This is a genomic window from Sphingomonas sp. Ant H11, from assembly GCF_000797515.1.
In the GTDB taxonomy this organism is placed as follows: Bacteria; Pseudomonadota; Alphaproteobacteria; order Sphingomonadales; family Sphingomonadaceae; genus Sphingomonas.
On sequence record NZ_JSBN01000090.1, the window covers coordinates 16495 to 28928 of the forward strand.

The window sequence follows — 12434 nt, forward strand, 5'->3', positions numbered from 1 at the left end:
TGGCGACCGATGCGCTCGGGCGATGGACTGCTGGTGCGGGTGAAGCCCCGGCTTGGCCGGTTGACAGCCCACCAGGTGCGCGGGCTGTGCGCGGCGGCGATCGCTTATGGTAGCGGCGTGATCGACCTCACATCGCGCGCCAATCTGCAGCTTCGCGGCGTGTCGGAGGATGGCTGGCAGCCGCTTTTGCAGGCGTTGATCGCACTGGATCTGGTCGATGCCGATGCAGAAGGCGAGAAGCGGCGGATGATCCTCGTCGCGCCTCAGTGGCAGGAGGGCGACGACACCCACCGCATCGCCTGCGACCTTGTCGAACATTTGCACACCGCACCCGATCTGCCGGCCAAGGTCGGTTTCGTCGTCGATGCCGGAGCCACGCGCGTGCTGGGGACGGAGACCGGCGATTTCCGGGTCGAGCGCGCAGCCGACGGGGCGTTGATCCTGCGCGCCGATGGCCGGGCGACCGGGGTTGCGGTGGCACGCGGGGACGAGGCCACCGCGTTGATCGCGCTGGCGCGGTGGTTCATGGACAGCGGTGGTGCGGTCGCCGGACGCATGGCCCGCCACGAAGCGGCCCTGCCGGATTGGGCGACGGGCGCACTGCCCCCCTCGTCATCGCTCGCTCCACTTCAGCCGGGCACGTGGCAGCGCGGCATGGCATGGGCGTTGCCCTTCGGCCAGATCGCAGCGGCGGTGCTTGCCGATCTTGTCACGCCCGGGTCGACCGTCGCCGCGGTGCGGATCACGCCGTGGCGGCTGATTCTGGTCGAGGGCGACCGCACGCCATCGCCGCCGCACGGAATGCTGGCCGACCCGTCCGACTTCCTGCTGCGCGCGGATGCCTGTCCCGGTGCGCCATATTGCCCGCAAGCAAGCGTCGAAACCCGCAGTCTGGCCGCTCGCCTGGCGCCGTCGATCGCCGGGCGACTGCATGTGTCGGGCTGCGCCAAGGGCTGCGCATCACAACGCGCCGCCGACGTCACAGTGACCGGGCGCGATGGCCTTTACGACCTTTCCCTCAACGCGCGCGCGGGGCTCCGGCGGTGCGCACGGCGCTCAGCCGCGCCGCGCTGCTCGCCCAATTCGGAAGCAATTGATGCCGTACCACTATGAAACCGACGGCGCGGCAATCTATCGCCAGTCCTTCGCCACGATCCGCGCCGAGGCGGACCTTGCCCGGTTTACCGCCGAGGAAGAACCGGTGGCGGTGCGTATGATCCACGCCTCGGGCCTGGTGGAACTGGCCCCGCATATCCGGTTTTCCGTTAGCTTCGCCGCCGCAGCGCGCACCGCGCTGGCGGAGGGCGCACCGATCCTGTGCGACGCGCGCATGGTGAGCGAGGGGATTACGCGCGTGCGCTTGCCCGCCTCCAACCCGGTCTTGTGTACGCTGCACGATCTGCACGTACCGGATCTGGCGCGGGCGATGGGCAATACGAGGTCGGCGGCGGCGCTGGAGTTGTGGCGGCCGCATCTCGCGGGGGCGGTGGTGGCGATCGGCAATGCCCCGACCGCCTTGTTCCATTTGCTCAATATGCTGGAGGACCCGGACTGTCCGCGTCCCGCCGCGATCATCGGGGGCCCGGTCGGCTTTGTCGGCGCGGTGGAATCCAAGGCGGCCTTGTGGGACGTACAGCCTGTGCCATGCTGCGTCGTGGCAGGGCGGCTGGGCGGCAGTGCGATCACCGTTGCCGCAGTCAACGCACTCGCGAGCCGCGCCGAATGAGCGCGCGGGTGGGCACCATTTACGGCGTCGGGCTGGGCCCCGGTGCGCCCGATTTGCTGAGCGTGCGGGCCGATCGGCTGGTGCGCGGTGCCACCCATATCGCCTATTTTCGCAAGGCCGGACGCCCCGGACAGGCGCGGCGCATCGTCGAGGGAATGCTGCGCGCCGACGCGATCGAGCTGGCGATGGAATATCCGGTAACGATCGAAATCCCGCTGAGCGACCCGCGCTACAATGCCTGCCTTGCCGCTTTCTACGCCGACTGCAGCGCGCGGCTGACCGCGCTGGCGCAAACGGGCGCGGACGTGGTGGTCCTGTGCGAGGGCGACCCGTTTTTCTACGGGTCGTTCATGCACCTGCATGCGCGCCTGTCGGGCGTGGTGCCGGTGGAGGTGGTGCCGGGCATTACCGGTATGGCCGGGGCGTGGAACGCAACCGCCATGCCGATCACCTGGGGCGACGACGTGTTGACGGTCGCGATGGCCACCTTGCCGGAAACGGAACTCGTCCGCCGGATTCGCGACACCGACGCGCTGGTCGTGATGAAAATCGGACGCCATCTGGCCAAGCTGCGCCGCGCGGTCGCCGCTGCGGAGCGCGAGGATGCGGCGTGGTTGGTCGAACATGCCGCTATGCCAGGACAGAAAGTAACGCGACTGGTCGAGGCTGACAGCGTCACGCCCTATTTCGCAATTCTGCTGATCCACGGACAGGGACGCAGACCATGAGCGCCGGTTGGCTCGCCATCGCTGGCCTGGGCCCTGGCGACGCGGCGCAGATCACCCCGGAAGTGTCGGACGCGTTGTCCAGCGCGAGCGACGTGATCGGCTACGTTCCCTATGTCGCACGGGTCGCGCCGCGCGCGGGGTTGACGCTGCACCCCTCCGACAATCGCGTCGAGCTGGACCGGGCAGCGCACGCGTTGACATTGACGGCGCAGGGTCGGCGTGTGGTGGTGGTTTCGTCGGGCGACCCCGGCGTGTTCGCCATGGCAGCAGCCGTGTTCGAGGCGGTCGAGGCGGGGCTGCCCGCATGGCGCGACCTCGATATCCGGGTGCTGCCGGGGATCACCGCGATGCTCGCCGCCAGCGCGCGTGCCGGTGCCCCGCTCGGCCACGATTTCTGTGCGATCAACCTGTCGGACAATCTCAAGCCGTGGACGATGATCGAGAAACGCCTGCGGCTGGCGGCAGAGGCGGATTTCGCCATGGCCTTTTACAACCCGCGCTCAAAGGCGCGGCCCGAGGGGTTTGCCCGCGTCCTCGCGGTGTTGCGCGCGGCATGTGGCGACGATCGCCCGGTCCTGTTCGCCCGCGCCGTCTCGACCCCCGAGGAACATCTGCAAATCGTGCCCTTGGGGCAGGCGCGCGCCGAGATGGCCGACATGCGGACAATGGTGATCGTAGGATCGAGCCAGACGCGGACGATCCAACGCTCCAGCGGCGTGTTTCTCTACACGCCGCGTTCGGCAGACGTGTCATGAAGCAGCCAATCCAGCACCGCTGCGGGATCGCACATTTGGTGCCGCTCGGGCATGGCCGGGCGGTCGATCATCAGCACCGGCACACCGAGACGCCGGGCGGCGATCAACTTGGCCTCCGCCCCGCTTCCGCCTGCATTTTTGCACACCACCAGATCGATCGCGTGATCGCGCAGCACAGCGACGTCGCCGTCGACGGTGAACGGTCCTCGATCCACGATCAAGCTGTAGTGCGGCAGCGGCGGTGGCTGATCCGGGACATCGACGAAGCGCAGCAGATAACGGTGCTGTGGCTGGGCGACAAAGGCGTCCACATGCATCCGCCCCAGCGCCAGCAAGATGCGACGCGGCGGCACCGTCAGCGCCGCCACCGCACCGGCAATATCGGCGACGTGGCTCCAGCGATCCTCTTCGGTGGGCACCCAGGCGGGCCGGGTCAGGGCGATATGGGCAACTCCCGCCAGACGCGCAGCGGCGATGGCGTTGGTGCTCATCGTCGCTGCGAAGGGATGTGTCCCATCGACCAGATGCGTTATCCGGTGCTCGCGCAGATATCCCGCCAGCCCTCCAATCCCGCCAAAACCGCCGATACGGACCGGCACGGGTTGCGGACGGGGGGGATTGCGTCCGGCCAGCGTAGCTGAGCGTGGCCGCAACGCCGCCGGCCGCCAGCAGCGCCGCGAGCGCGCTCGCCTCGGTCGTTCCGCCCAGCAAAAGGACCTTGCGCATGGCTGAAACGGCTCCGCAGCTTCGGCAACAGCCGTGGTTGACGATTGTGGGCGTCGGGGCGGCAGGCCCGGATAGCCTTTCGCCCGCCAGCCAGACGGCTTTGGCCGAGGCCGAGCTGGTCATCGGATCGGCTCGGCATCTGTCGCTATTCCCGGCGATTACCTGCCCCGTGATCGAATGGCCAGTGCCCTTTGCCGACGGCATTGCGCTGTTGCTGACGCATCGCGGTCGAAAGGTGGTGATGCTGGCGTCGGGCGATCCGTTTTGGTTCGGGGCGGGCAGCAGCGTCACGCGTCACCTGTCGCGCGATGAATGGGTGGCGCATCCAACGCCCTCCACGTTCAACCTCGCCGCCGCGCGCCTGGGCTGGGCATTGCAGGACACTGTCTGCCTCGGCCTCCACGCCGCGCCATTGGAAAGGACGCGTCCGCACCTCGCTCCCGGTGCGCGGCTTCTGGTGCTGGTGCGCGATGGCGCAGCGGTGGCGGCTCTCGCCACCTATCTGCGGGATCTCGGCTTTGGCGCGTCGCGGCTGCACGTACTGGAGGGACTGGGTGGACCGGACGAGCGCATCCGTCCGGCGCAAGCCGATACGCTCGATGTTGTCGATATCGCCCATCCGGTCGCAGTCGCAGTCGAATGCGCGGGTTCGGGGGCCGTCGTGCCGCGTGCATCGGGCCTGCCCGACACCCTGTTCGATCATGATGGCCAAATCACCAAGCGCCCGATCCGGGCGCTGACGCTGTCGGCGCTGGCCCCGCGCCCGGGGGAAACGCTCTGGGACATCGGGGCTGGATCGGGCTCGATCGCGATCGAATGGCTGCTGGCGCACCCGGCCAACCGCGCGCTGGCGATCGAGGCGGATGCGCCCCGCGCCGAACGCGCCCGCGCCAATGCCTGGGCGCTGGGTGTCGATCGGCTGGAGGTGCTGATCGGAACCGCGCCGTCTGCTCTGCCCGAAGGCGCGAGCCCCGATGTGGTGTTCATCGGTGGCGGCCTCTCACACACGCTGCTGGAGGCGCTGTGGGCACAGCTGCCAGTCGGCACGCGGCTGGTGGCCAATGCCGTGACGCTGGAATCGGAGGCACTGCTCGCCACCTGGCAGCAGGTGAAAGGCGGTGCCCTCCTGCGGATTGAGCTCGCTCAGGCAGCGCCGCTCGGCGGTCGGCGCGGGTGGCGGTCGCAGTATCCCGTCGTGCAATGGAGTGTCATCCTGTGATCGTCGCCGGGTTCGGCTTTCGCGCCGGGGCACCGTTGGAATCGCTCCGTGCCGCCCTCACGCTGGCGCAACAAGGCCATCCGGCGGTAACGCATCTTGCCACGGCGCAGGGCAAGGTCGCCGAGCTGTCGCCGCTGGCCGAAGCCTTGGGTTTGCCGTTACGAGCCGTGTCGTCGGATGCCCTGTCCGGCGTCATCACGCCCACCCGCTCCACCCCCAGCCTGGCCGCGCACGCCTGCGGCAGTGTCGCCGAAGCGAGTGCGCTCTGTGCCGCTGGTGTCGGTGCACGCCTGCTCGGCCCGCGCCATGTTTCGCCCGATCGCATGGCCACCTGCGCGATCGCTGAAGGACCCCAGTCATGACCGTTCATTTCATCGGGGCTGGCCCCGGCGCGCCCGATCTGTTGACGCTGCGCGGCCGCGATCTGATCGCCGCCAGCCCGGTCTGCCTGTATGCAGGGTCGCTTATCCCCGAAGCGGTGCTGCGCCACTGCCCGCCGGGGGCGCGGATCATCAACACCGCGCCGATGGACCTGGACGCGATCATCGCCGAAATCGCCACCGCCCATGCGCTGGGGCACGATGTCGCGCGGCTGCATTCGGGGGATCTGTCGCTATGGTCGGCGATGGGCGAGCAACTGCGTCGCCTGCGCGCGCTGGGCATTCCCGTCACGGTCACCCCCGGCGTGCCCGCCTTTGCCGCCGCCGCTGCCGCGCTGGAGGCGGAACTGACCTTGCCCGCGCTCGCCCAGTCGGTCGTGCTGACGCGCACGCCGGGACGCGCCAGTACGATGCCCCCTGCGGAAAGCCTCGCCCATTTCGCAGTCACCGGGGCAACACTGGCGATCCATCTGTCGATCCACGCGCTCGATCGCGTCGTCGCCGATCTTACCCCCGGCCTACGGCGCGGATTGTCCGGTGGCAGTGGTCTGGCGGGCGAGCTGGCCCGATCAGCGTATCGTGCACGCCACGCTGGCGACGATCACGGATGCGGTCGCGGGCAGCATGGAGCGCACCGCGCTGATTCTGGTCGGCCGCGTGCTGGCAGCCGAGGATTTCGCCGAAAGCAGCCTTTACGCCCAAGGCTATGACCGGCGCTTCCGGCCGCAGGATGCAGCCTCGCGTTTTTGCGGAGTCTGCCGAATGAGCGTGCCGGGCCTCATGATCGCCGCCCCGGCATCGGGCACGGGCAAGACAACGGTCATGCTCGGGCTGCTCCGCGCGCTCAGCGCACGCGGGCTGGTGGTGCAGCCGTTCAAGAGCGGACCCGATTATATCGATCCGGCCTTTCACCGCGCGGCGTGCGGGCGCGCGTCGTTCAACCTCGACAGTTGGGCGATGACGGGTGGTTTGCTCGATACGATCGCAGGCGAAGCAGCGGGCGCGGATCTCGTCCTCGCCGAAGGCTCGATGGGGCTTTATGATGGCGTCGCCCAACCCGGTGCCACTGGCAACGGGGCAAGCGCCGACATTGCGCGCCGCATGGGCTGGCCCGTCGTGCTGGTGATTGATGTGTCGGGCCAGGCGCAGTCTGCGGCAGCGATCGCGCTTGGTTTCAAGCTGCTCGACCCCACTGTCCCGCTCGCCGGGGTCATCCTCAACCGCGTCGCCAGCCCGCGCCACGAACGGCTGGTACGGCGCGGACTGGAAGCGGTGGGAATTGCGGTGCTGGGGGCCTTGCCGCGCCGTGGCGACTTGACCTTGCCCGAGCGGCATCTGGGGCTCGTCCAGGCGATCGAACATCCCGCGCTCGATGCCGCGATCGCCGATTATGCCGCCTTCCTGCGCGACCATGCCGATCTCGACGCGATTTGCGCCGCCGCCGCGCAGAAACGGGCGCACACGCCCGACCGTTCGCTCCTGCCCGCGCCGCCAGCCCAACGCATCGCGATCGCGCGCGATGCCGCCTTCTCCTTCGTCTATCCGCACGTGCTGGAGGGGTGGCGACGCGGCGGCGCGGAAATCCTGCCTTTCTCGCCGCTCGCCAATCAAGCACCGGATGCCACCGCCGACATGGTGTGGTTGCCCGGCGGCTATCCCGAACTCCACGCAGGGCCGATCGCCGCCGCCACAACCTTTCTGGGTGGCCTTCGCCACCATGCGGAGACGCGCCCGGTCCACGGCGAATGCGGCGGCTATATGGTGCTGGGCGCGGCGCTGATCGACAAAGACGGCGCAGCGCATCGCATGGCCGGTCTGCTCGGGCTGGTCACCAGCCATGCCCAGCGCCGCATGCATCTGGGCTATCGCCTTGCCGAACTGGTCGCGCCGGTGGGAGCGCTGGCGGCGGGCACGCGGCTGCGCGGCCATGAATTTCATTACTCGACGGTCGTCGAACAGACCGACGCACCGCTCGCTTATGTCACCGACGCTGACGGCGCAGCGGTCGCCGAAACCGGCTCGCGGCGCGGCCGCGTCACCGGCAGCTATTTTCATATGATCGCTACCGCACAATGACCGGCTTTGTTTCCTTTGTCGGCGCCGGCCCCGGCGATCCCGAATTGCTGACGCTGAAGGGCCTGTCGCGGCTGCAACAGGCCGATGCCGTGCTGTTCGACGATCTCGCCTCCGGTGCGATGCTCGACCACGTCCGCGCCGGTACGACCTTGATCGATGTCGGCAAACGCGCCGGACGCCCCTCCCCCAGCCAGGCCGAAGTGAACCGCTTGCTCGTCGCCCATGCTGCCACGGGTGGGCGTGTGGTGCGGCTAAAGTCGGGCGACGCCGGGATCTTCGGTCGGCTGGAGGAGGAGATCGAAGCGTTGCGGCTGGCGAACATCCCCTTCGAGATCATTGCCGGCGTCAGTTCGGCCAGCGCAGCGGCGGCGGCGGCGGCGATCCCGCTCACGCGGCGGGCGCTGGCGCGGCGCGTTCAGTTCATCACTGGGCACGATGCGACCGGGGCGCTGCCGCACGACCTCAATCTGGCGGCGCTCGCCGATGCCGAGGCGACGACGGTGGTGTTCATGCCCAAGCGCACCTTCCCCGCGCTGGCCACGCGTCTGATCGCCGCCGGATTGCCGCCGCAGACACCCGCGTTGCTGGCCGAAAATGTCGGCCATGCCAGTCAGCGGATAACGCGCAGCTCGGTCGCCGCGCTGGCCGATGCGCTGACCAAGGGCGCGGGATCGGCCCCCGCGCTGATCCTCTATGGCCCGTTGATGGAGGACGCATGATCGATCTCGACCTGATCGGCATCGCCACCGGCAATCCCGACCATCTGACCGCGCAGGCGGTGCAGGCGATGAACAGCGCCGACCTGATCCTGCTGCCGCGCAAGGGCGATGCCAAATCCGACCTGATCGACCTGCGCCGCGCGATCTGCGCGCGGGTGCTGACCGGGCCGACGCGGATCGTCGCCTTCGACATGCCGGTGCGCGCAGCAGGCGGGGACTATGCCCACGCCGTCGACGACTGGCACGACGCCATCGCCGCCGCATGGCGCGCTCAGATCGTGGCGCATTTGCCCGAGGGCGGGCGGCTGGCGCTGCTCGTCTGGGGCGATCCCGCGCTCTATGACAGCAGCTTGCGCATCGCGGAGCGGTTGCGGGCGAGCGGCCTGCCGCTCCGCGTGCGCGTCGTGCCGGGACTGACCAGCCTGCAGCTGCTCACCGCCGCGCACGCCATCCCGCTCAATGCCCTCGCGGGTGCCGTCACGATCACCACCGGGCGGTTATTGCGCGCCTGTGGCTGGCCCGACGCGGCCGACACGGTTGTGGTTATGCTCGACAGCGGCTGCGCGTTCGAGGTGCTGGAGCCGGACGGCATTTCGATCTGGTGGGGTGCCTATGTCGGGATGCCACAGGAAACGCTGATCCACGGACCGCTCGCCACCGTCGCGCCGCGCATTGCCGCCGCGCGAGCCAACCTGCGCGCGCGCCATGGCTGGATCATGGATATCTATCTCTTACGAAAGAACCGCGCCGATGTCGCTTGACCCCGAAGACGCTGCGTCGGCGATCGAAGCGCGGCACACCGAGAAGATGCGCAAAAAACAGGCCGCGCAAGCCAGGATCGTCGCGGGGAAGGCCCGCGAAAAGGGCCTCCTGATCGTCCACACCGGCAAAGGCAAGGGCAAGACCAGCGCCGCGCTGGGCATGGTCGTGCGCGCGATCGGGCACGGCATGAAGGTGGGCGTCGTCCAGTTTGTGAAGGGCGCGATGCAGACCGGGGAAGCGCGCGTCTTCGCCGCCTTTCCCGACAATGTCGAATTCAAGCCGATGGGCGAGGGCTTCACCTGGGACACGCAGGACCGCGCGCGCGATATCGCCGCCGCGCGCCGTGCGTGGGACGAAGTGCAGCGCATGATCGCGGACCCCGCCTATCACATGGTGCTGGCCGACGAGATGAACATCGCGTTGCGTTACGAGTATCTGCCGCTCGACGAGGTGCTGGCGGTGCTCGCTGCCAAGCCCGAGAGGAAGCACGTCATCGTCACCGGCCGCAATGCGCCCGAGGCGCTGATCGACGCAGCCGATCTCGTCACCGACATGACGATGGTCAAGCACCCGTTCCGCGCGGGCGTAAAGGCGCAGGCGGGGATCGAATTTTGACCGAAGGACCGCCCGCCTTCGATGTCGCGTTTCAGGCGCGCTTCGGCAACCTGCTGCGCTGGCGACGCGATGTGCGCCATTTCGATCCGCGCGCGGTGGCGGAAGCGGACATACGCGCCATCCTGCATTCGGCCGCTTTCGCGCCGTCGGTCGGCAATGCGCAGCCGTGGCGCTTCGTGCGGGTGCGCACGCGTGCACTGCGCGACGCGCTGGCCATCCATGTCGATGCGCAAAAGGCCGAAGCGGCAACGCGTTATCGCGGCACCGAACGGTACGATCGCTATCAGGCGCTGAAGCTGCACGGCTTGCGCGAGGCCCCCGAAGTGCTGGCGGTCTTCTGCGACGAGCAACCCGCCGCCGGGCACGGCCTCGGCGTCGCGACCATGCCCGAAATGCTGCGCTATTCGTGCGTCATGGCGATCCACACGCTGTGGCTGACGGCGCGGCTGCGCGGCATCGGCATGGGCTGGGTATCGATCGTGGATCCGCTGGAGGTTCAGGCGCTGCTCGACGTGCCGGCGCAGTGGTCGCTGATTGCAGTGTTGTGTGTCGGCTACCCGAGCGAGGCCTCCCTTACGCCCGAACTCGAACGGCACGGCTGGCAGGCACGCGAACCCATGGACGACCGGATTTTCGAACGATGACCCCAACAGAAAAGGCCCGTCCCTAATGCTGACCCCCGTCGAGGATGGCCCCGCCATCGTCGCCTGCAACACCTGTCGCCACAGCGCCGATGCGAAAGAGGATGCGGTCGGCCTGCGCGGCGGCGCGCGGCTGGTCGCGGCGTTACGCGAAGCACAGGCTGGTGACCCACGCTATGCAGGCATCGCCGTGCAGGAAATGCCGTGCCTGTTCGCCTGTGCCGAATTCTGCACCGTGCATCTGCGCGCGCCGGGCAAGGTCGGCTATGTGCTGGGCCGGTTCACGCCGGATGCCGATGCCGCAACCGCCTTGCTCGACTACGCGCTGGCCTATGCCGAGAGCGAGCATGGCCGCGTGCCCTTCAAAGAGTGGCCGCAGGGCGTGAAGGGGCATTTCATCACCCGCACGCCACCGCCGGGCTTTGTCGCGCAATGAGCGGTTTTGCCACACCCGCCGCGTTCGATGCCGCGCTGGCCAATTTACCCGAGCCCGATGCGACGGCAATTGCGCAAGCACGCGCGCGGCAAGCGGCATTGACCAAGCCACCGGGGTCGCTCGGCCGTCTGGAGGATCTCGCGCTGTTCATGGCCGGGTGGCAGGGCACCGCGCGACCGCGCATCGCGCACGGGCGCGCCGCCATTTCGCCGGCAATCACGGCTTTGTCGCGCATGGCGTCAGCGCCTTTCCCGCCAGCGTCACCCAGGCGATGGTCGCCAATTTCGCGAAGGGCGGCGCGGCGATCAATGCCCTGGCGGCGGCGGCGGGGCTGGAGCTTTCGGTGGTCGCGCTGGAGCTCGATCGTCCGACGGCTGATTTCACGCAAAGCCCCGCAATGACGGAGGGCGAATGCCTGGCCGCCCTTTCCGCCGGGGCCACCGTGGTTAAGCCGGGGCTCGACCTGCTGGTGGTCGGCGAGATGGGCATCGGCAACACCACCGCCGCCGCCGCCCTGTGCGCGCGCAGCTTTGGCGGCGCGGCGGCGGACTGGGTCGGGCCGGGAACCGGTGTCGACCCGACCGGCATCGCCCGCAAGGTCGCGGTGGTCGAATGCGCGCTGGCGTTCCACGCGGGGGCACCGCGCACCCCCTTTGAAACGTTGCGACGACTGGGCGGGCGCGAAATCGCCGCGATTGCGGGCACCATACTTGCCGCGCGGCGGCAGCGCGTGCCGGTGGTGCTCGATGGTTTTATCACCTGCGCGGCGCTGGCACCGCTGGCCGCCCACGCGCCTGCCATCCCCGATCACTGTATCGCCGGGCATTGTTCGGCCGAGCCGGGGCATGTCCGCCTTCTCGGCCAATTGGGACTGGAGCCGCTCCTGTCGCTCGGGATGCGGCTGGGTGAGGGCAGCGGCGGCGCGGTGGCCGTGTCGGTCCTTCGCAGCGCGCTCGCCGCGCATAACGGCATGGCGACCTTTGCCGAGGCGGGGGTGGCGGAGGCGTTGTGAGCAGCTTCGTCCTGCATCTCCTGCGTCATGGCGAGCCGGAAGGTGCGGGGCGCTTGCTTGGCCACACCGACACCGCCCCGCTGGCGTCGGGCATTGCCGCGTGCGTGGCGCAAGCGCGGGAGCTGGATCTCGAGGTGCTGATCGCATCCGATCTCACGCGCGCCAAGCATGCGGGCGAGGCGATCGCGGCGATGACGGACATTCCGCTGACGATCGATCCGCGTTGGCGCGAATTGGACTTCGGGCAGTGGGACGGCCTGCCCCCCAACGCAGTGGACGGTGCCGCGCTCTCGCGCTTTTGGGACGATCCCGATGGCTGCGCGCCGCCGGCGGGCGAGCGCTGGTCCGATCTCGTCGGGCGGGTGGCGCGGGCGCTGGCCGATCTGGCGGCGGCTCCAACTCTGGTGGTGACGCACGCCGGGGCGATGCGGGCGGCGCTGGCGGTGCTGTGCGGCTTCGATTCCCGCCAGAGCTGGGCAATCGATCTGCCCTATGCCAGCCTGTTGTCGTTGCGCGTGTGGCCCGGTGAAACGCGCGCTGCGCAGATCATTGGCCTGCGCCCATGAAAAGCCTGCTCCTTGCCATCCAGTTCCTCACCCGGCTGCCCACCCCGCGCGTGGTGGCGAGCGAACGCGATCC

The 12434-nt window shown here is 68.9% G+C and carries 13 protein-coding genes and 3 pseudogenes; 15 read left to right on the plus strand and 1 reads right to left on the minus strand.

Features of this window, described 5'->3' with window-relative positions:
- Positions 1–9 precede the first annotated feature (9 nt).
- Genes NW75_RS15920 through cobJ form a run of 4 tightly spaced genes read left to right on the plus strand, consistent with a single transcriptional unit; the run spans position 10 to position 3209 of the window.
- Entirely contained in the window at positions 10–1113 is a 1104-nt protein-coding gene (locus NW75_RS15920; protein ID WP_331386168.1) for a cobalamin biosynthesis protein CobG, read from the plus strand.
- Positions 1097–1726: a precorrin-8X methylmutase gene (locus tag NW75_RS15925; protein WP_033966155.1), complete on the plus strand. Its 630-nt coding sequence runs from the start codon at positions 1097–1099 to the stop codon at positions 1724–1726. Before NW75_RS15920 ends, NW75_RS15925 begins: the two co-directional genes overlap by 17 nt.
- A complete protein-coding gene (gene cobI / locus NW75_RS15930) occupies positions 1723–2454 on the plus strand; it encodes a precorrin-2 C(20)-methyltransferase (protein WP_033966156.1) in 732 nt (243 codons plus the stop codon). The genes NW75_RS15925 and cobI overlap by 4 nt, the downstream gene beginning before the upstream one ends.
- Positions 2451–3209, plus strand: coding sequence for a precorrin-3B C(17)-methyltransferase (cobJ, locus tag NW75_RS15935; RefSeq protein ID WP_033966157.1), 759 nt, complete (start codon positions 2451–2453; stop codon positions 3207–3209). The genes cobI and cobJ overlap by 4 nt, the downstream gene beginning before the upstream one ends.
- On the opposite strand, the pseudogene NW75_RS15940 reads toward cobJ, so the two are convergent.
- Positions 3179–3935 (minus strand): annotated as a pseudogene (locus NW75_RS15940) (cobalt-precorrin-6A reductase). The gene cobJ and the pseudogene NW75_RS15940 sit on opposite strands and share 31 nt — an antisense overlap.
- On the opposite strand from NW75_RS15940, the gene NW75_RS15945 reads away from it, so the two are divergent.
- From NW75_RS15945 to NW75_RS15995, 11 genes and pseudogenes are all read left to right on the plus strand, one after another.
- Positions 3934–5154, plus strand: coding sequence for a bifunctional cobalt-precorrin-7 (C(5))-methyltransferase/cobalt-precorrin-6B (C(15))-methyltransferase (locus NW75_RS15945; protein ID WP_033966158.1), 1221 nt, complete (start codon positions 3934–3936; stop codon positions 5152–5154). The pseudogene NW75_RS15940 and the gene NW75_RS15945 sit on opposite strands and share 2 nt — an antisense overlap.
- Positions 5151–5516 (plus strand): cobalamin biosynthesis protein, encoded by a 366-nt coding sequence (locus tag NW75_RS15950; RefSeq protein WP_033966159.1) that lies wholly within the window; start codon positions 5151–5153, stop codon positions 5514–5516. Before NW75_RS15945 ends, NW75_RS15950 begins: the two co-directional genes overlap by 4 nt.
- A pseudogene (cobM, locus tag NW75_RS15955) lies at positions 5513–6287 on the plus strand (precorrin-4 C(11)-methyltransferase); the annotation flags it as partial. The gene NW75_RS15950 and the pseudogene cobM, both read left to right, overlap by 4 nt.
- A gap of 9 nt (positions 6288–6296) precedes the next feature.
- Complete coding sequence (locus tag NW75_RS15960; protein ID WP_033966168.1) at positions 6297–7610, plus strand: cobyrinate a,c-diamide synthase; 1314 nt, start codon at positions 6297–6299, stop codon at positions 7608–7610.
- Positions 7607–8329 (plus strand): uroporphyrinogen-III C-methyltransferase, encoded by a 723-nt coding sequence (gene cobA, locus NW75_RS15965; RefSeq protein ID WP_033966160.1) that lies wholly within the window; start codon positions 7607–7609, stop codon positions 8327–8329. The genes NW75_RS15960 and cobA overlap by 4 nt, the downstream gene beginning before the upstream one ends.
- Complete coding sequence (cobF, locus tag NW75_RS15970) at positions 8326–9090, plus strand: precorrin-6A synthase (deacetylating) (RefSeq protein WP_033966161.1); 765 nt, start codon at positions 8326–8328, stop codon at positions 9088–9090. The genes cobA and cobF overlap by 4 nt, the downstream gene beginning before the upstream one ends.
- Positions 9080–9706 (plus strand): cob(I)yrinic acid a,c-diamide adenosyltransferase, encoded by a 627-nt coding sequence (gene cobO, locus NW75_RS15975; RefSeq protein ID WP_052192458.1) that lies wholly within the window; start codon positions 9080–9082, stop codon positions 9704–9706. The genes cobF and cobO overlap by 11 nt, the downstream gene beginning before the upstream one ends.
- Positions 9703–10350, plus strand: coding sequence for a 5,6-dimethylbenzimidazole synthase (gene bluB / locus NW75_RS15980; protein ID WP_033966162.1), 648 nt, complete (start codon positions 9703–9705; stop codon positions 10348–10350). The genes cobO and bluB overlap by 4 nt, the downstream gene beginning before the upstream one ends.
- 25 nt (positions 10351–10375) lie before the next feature.
- Positions 10376–10783 (plus strand): DUF1636 domain-containing protein, encoded by a 408-nt coding sequence (locus NW75_RS15985; RefSeq protein ID WP_033966163.1) that lies wholly within the window; start codon positions 10376–10378, stop codon positions 10781–10783.
- Positions 10780–11795: pseudogene (gene cobT, locus NW75_RS15990) on the plus strand (nicotinate-nucleotide--dimethylbenzimidazole phosphoribosyltransferase). The gene NW75_RS15985 and the pseudogene cobT overlap by 4 nt, the downstream one beginning before the upstream one ends.
- Positions 11792–12361 carry a histidine phosphatase family protein gene (locus tag NW75_RS15995; protein ID WP_033966164.1) on the plus strand — a complete coding sequence of 190 codons (570 nt, stop codon included), beginning with the start codon at positions 11792–11794 and terminating at the stop codon, positions 12359–12361. The pseudogene cobT and the gene NW75_RS15995 overlap by 4 nt, the downstream one beginning before the upstream one ends.
- Positions 12362–12434 lie beyond the last annotated feature (73 nt).

Coding starts and splice junctions, on each gene's coding strand:
- NW75_RS15920 (WP_331386168.1), top strand. CDS start 10: ATGCGCTCGGGCGATGGACTGCTGGTGCGGGTGAAGCCCCGGCTTGGC.
- NW75_RS15925 (WP_033966155.1), top strand. CDS start 1,097: ATGCCGTACCACTATGAAACCGACGGCGCGGCAATCTATCGCCAGTCC.
- cobI (WP_033966156.1), top strand. CDS start 1,723: ATGAGCGCGCGGGTGGGCACCATTTACGGCGTCGGGCTGGGCCCCGGT.
- cobJ (WP_033966157.1), top strand. CDS start 2,451: ATGAGCGCCGGTTGGCTCGCCATCGCTGGCCTGGGCCCTGGCGACGCG.
- NW75_RS15945 (WP_033966158.1), top strand. CDS start 3,934: ATGGCTGAAACGGCTCCGCAGCTTCGGCAACAGCCGTGGTTGACGATT.
- NW75_RS15960 (WP_033966168.1), top strand. CDS start 6,297: ATGAGCGTGCCGGGCCTCATGATCGCCGCCCCGGCATCGGGCACGGGC.
- cobA (WP_033966160.1), top strand. CDS start 7,607: ATGACCGGCTTTGTTTCCTTTGTCGGCGCCGGCCCCGGCGATCCCGAA.
- cobF (WP_033966161.1), top strand. CDS start 8,326: ATGATCGATCTCGACCTGATCGGCATCGCCACCGGCAATCCCGACCAT.
- cobO (WP_052192458.1), top strand. CDS start 9,080: ATGTCGCTTGACCCCGAAGACGCTGCGTCGGCGATCGAAGCGCGGCAC.
- NW75_RS15985 (WP_033966163.1), top strand. CDS start 10,376: ATGCTGACCCCCGTCGAGGATGGCCCCGCCATCGTCGCCTGCAACACC.